This window comes from Thermodesulfitimonas sp. (assembly GCF_052743955.1).
Genome location: NZ_JBRAIN010000144.1, coordinates 1 through 3,049, shown reverse-complemented (window position 1 = coordinate 3,049; position 3,049 = coordinate 1). Strand labels below are relative to the sequence as shown.

Here is a 3,049-nt window from a genome sequence, read left to right as displayed (position 1 = left end):
CCCTTCAGAAATGATGGGTTATTTTTTAAGCTGGTTTTTCAGAGACCTCGTTTAAGAGGTTGAGAAAGCCCAGGGTTATTTTGTGTAATCGGGGCAGGAAATCAGGTGACTTCTGGCGAAACAAATAAGTAACTGGCACTGGTAGTTTGTTTAAGGGGAGCGGTGCTGGTGGCAAAGACTTTCAGCTACCGGGCACGGGATTTTAAGGGGCAATTGGTAACGGGTTTTCTCGAAGCGGACAGCGAAGCGGCGGTTATCAAAAGGCTGCGGGGGAAGAACCTCTTTGTTACTGACGTTCGCCCGGCCGTGAAAACCAACGTTACGCTCGCTACTTTATTAGGGGGGCGGGTTTCCCAGCGGGATCTCGCCGTCTTTTGCCGCCAGTTCAGCGTAATGCTCGAGGCGGGGCTGCCGGTTTTTCAGGCGCTAAGCGTGCTCGCCGAACAGGCGGAGAATAAACTTTTGCGGAACGCCCTCGAAGGGGTTGTTGAGCGTCTCGAAGGGGGGCTCAGCCTCGCCGAAGCCTTCCGCCTTTACCCGCGTGTTTTCCCGGCGGTCTTTACCAGCATGGTGGAGGCGGGCGAGGTGAGCGGTACCCTCGAGGAGGTCCTCGAACGGCTGGCGGTTCATTTCGAAAAAGAGCACGAAATCCGCGAAGCGGTGCGCGGGGCGCTGACCTACCCGGTGATTGTGCTTATCGTGGCGGCGCTCGTTATTAGTATTCTCCTGACGTTTGTCGTGCCTACTTTTGTCAATATCTTCAGGGAGATGAATCTTCCCATGCCGCTGCCGACGCGTTTTCTCATGGGGCTCAGCCTCTTTATTAAACGTTTCTGGCCGCTCTTGCTTTTCGGGTTGCTGCTGGCCGGGGTGGCTTTGCGCTACTTCTTTGCTTATACGCCGCACGGCAAGGAGGTTTGGGACCGTTTTGTGTTGCGGGTTCCCGTATTGGGGACGCTTGTCCGGAAGGTGATTGTTGCTCGCTTTGCCCGGACCCTCGGCACGATGGTCCAGAGCGGCGTGCCGATTTTGGCTGCGCTGGAAGTGGTGAAGAAAACCATCGGCAACGTGGTGATCACCCGGGCACTCGAGCAGACCATAGAGAACGTTAGCGAAGGGGGTGGGATAGCGGGTCTCTTGGAGAAAACCGGGGTCTTCCCGCCCATGGTGACCAGAATGGTGGCCGTAGGGGAAGAAACCGGGGCGCTGGAAGAGCTATTAGAGAAGGTGGCCGTCTTTTACGACCAAGACGTGGAGGCAACGGCCAAGCGGCTCGCGGTGGCCATCGAGCCGCTCCTAATTGTGGTGTTGGGCTTCATTGTAGGTTCGATTATCCTTTCGGTTCTTGTGCCGATCTTTTCGATTTACGGCAGCGTCCGGTAAAGAGGAGCCAGATTGCTGCCGAAAAAGGGGATTAGAGGAGCAAAACTGGTTTCCCGGACGGTATTAGTTTATTTTAGGAAAGGCAAAATTTTGCGAAGGAGGTTTTGGGCAATGCTTTTGCGGTTAGCGGCGCGAATGAAGCGGTTGAGGGCAGATGAGCGCGGTTTTACGCTGGTCGAATTGTTAGTTGTGGTGGCAATCATCGGGATACTGGTAACGACTGCCATGCCCAGGTTCCTCGGACAGACCGAAAAAGCGCGCGAGAAGGTGGCTTTGAGCGATTTGCGGGCGATGAAGTCGGTGCTGGAGGTCTACATCGCGGACGAGGGAGGTGGAACTGCTCCCACTGATATTAATGACGTAAAAAACATCCTTTCGCGTAATGGCATTAGCGACAAGAAGGATCCTTGGAACGGTTCGTATACGTACGGCACTAAGAATAATGATCCGAGTGGGTACGCTGTGTGGTGTGTCCACGGCAATGATTATTACTACGTTACGGATAATTCGGCACCTAAGAAGGTTACCGGTACGCCGCCGCCGGCTGGCTACACAAAGGTGGATGACTTATGGCAGTAATTGGGTGACGATTAGTTTCCACTGCGGGGGGATATCCCCCCGCAGTGGAAGATTGCTATCCGGGCAGGCGATAGGAAAAAGGTGGTTGCCAACGTACCTTTAAAGGAACGGGATCCCTTAAAAGCTTGGGTATTGCTAAATTTTCGTGAGAATTTTTGATGAAGTTAAAATTTCAGAAGTCAAAGTCTTAAGGTAAGATTACTAAAAGAAGCGAGCTGATTAAGCGGATAAGTGCCGAAAGAGGCGATTTTTGGGGCTGGTCTGACTAGCTTTTTGGGCTTGTTTGTGGGTAGCTTCCTGAACGTGGTGATCTACCGGCTGCCACGGCGGGAGAGTGTAGTGTGGCCGCCATCCCGTTGCCCGGCTTGCGGGGAACGGCTCCAGTGGTGCGACCTGATCCCGGTGGTGAGTTACTTTATCTTGCGGGGGCGGTGCCGCCACTGCGGGGGGCGGATAAGTCCCCGCTACCCCGCCGTGGAGCTTCTAACGGCGGGGCTCTTCTTGGTAGTTTACATAACGCTGCAGACCCAATCAGGTGGTGGTACCGGGTCAGGGGCGCGGTTCGGGTGGGTGGTGGCCAAAAACCTTTTCTTTACGGCAGCGCTGCTCGCGGCGGCCTTCATCGATGCTGAGCACCGGATTATTCCGAACCGGCTGGTCCTCTGGATGGCTGCCGGGGCGGTGGTTTTGGGGCCGCTGGCCGGTGATGTGGGGGCGGCTTCAGCGGTTGCGGGCGCGGTTGCGGTTGGGTGCTTTCTCCTGCTCCTATCGGCAGTGACCGGCGGCGGCATGGGGGGCGGGGATATCAAGTTCGCGGCGGCGGCGGGGTTATATCTGGGCTTGCCGGGCGTGATGCTCGGGCTTTTTATAGGCGCGCTATTGGGGACTTTTTACGGCGCGACTCTAATCGCGATCAAAAAAAAGTCAGGGCGTGAGCCGGTTCCTTTTGGACCGTTCCTATCGCTTGGTTTTTTAGCCAGTAACCTTTGGGGACCACTTCTCCTTTCGCTTCTCTAGTGCGACTGAGGCGGGGGGTACCGAAAGGAAAGGGCTTCGCGGTCCGTTACGTCCGAATTACCAGAAACAG

At 55.5% G+C, this 3,049-nt stretch carries 3 protein-coding genes; all 3 read left to right on the top strand.

The features are described from left to right. The first annotated feature begins 168 nt into the window (after positions 1 to 168). The 3 genes from ACUVTA_RS09245 (at position 169) to ACUVTA_RS09235 (ending at position 2,979) form a co-directional block, all read left to right on the top strand. On the top strand, positions 169 to 1,383 hold the full coding sequence (locus ACUVTA_RS09245) for a type II secretion system F family protein (RefSeq protein ID WP_445952648.1): 1,215 nt from the start codon (positions 169 to 171) through the stop codon (positions 1,381 to 1,383). A gap of 111 nt (positions 1,384 to 1,494) precedes the next feature. Further along, the gene (locus tag ACUVTA_RS09240; protein ID WP_445952647.1) at positions 1,495 to 1,962 is read left to right on the top strand and encodes a prepilin-type N-terminal cleavage/methylation domain-containing protein; all 468 of its coding nucleotides are present in this window, start codon (positions 1,495 to 1,497) and stop codon (positions 1,960 to 1,962) included. A gap of 273 nt (positions 1,963 to 2,235) precedes the next feature. Continuing rightward, positions 2,236 to 2,979 carry a prepilin peptidase gene (locus ACUVTA_RS09235; protein WP_445952646.1) on the top strand — a complete coding sequence of 248 codons (744 nt, stop codon included), beginning with the start codon at positions 2,236 to 2,238 and terminating at the stop codon, positions 2,977 to 2,979. The last annotated feature ends 70 nt before the right edge of the window (positions 2,980 to 3,049 follow it).

Bases quoted from the DNA above. Each gene is read 5' to 3' on its own strand.
- ACUVTA_RS09240 (WP_445952647.1), top strand. From the start codon at position 1,495: ATGCTTTTGCGGTTAGCGGCGCGAATGAAGCGGTTGAGGGCAGATGAG.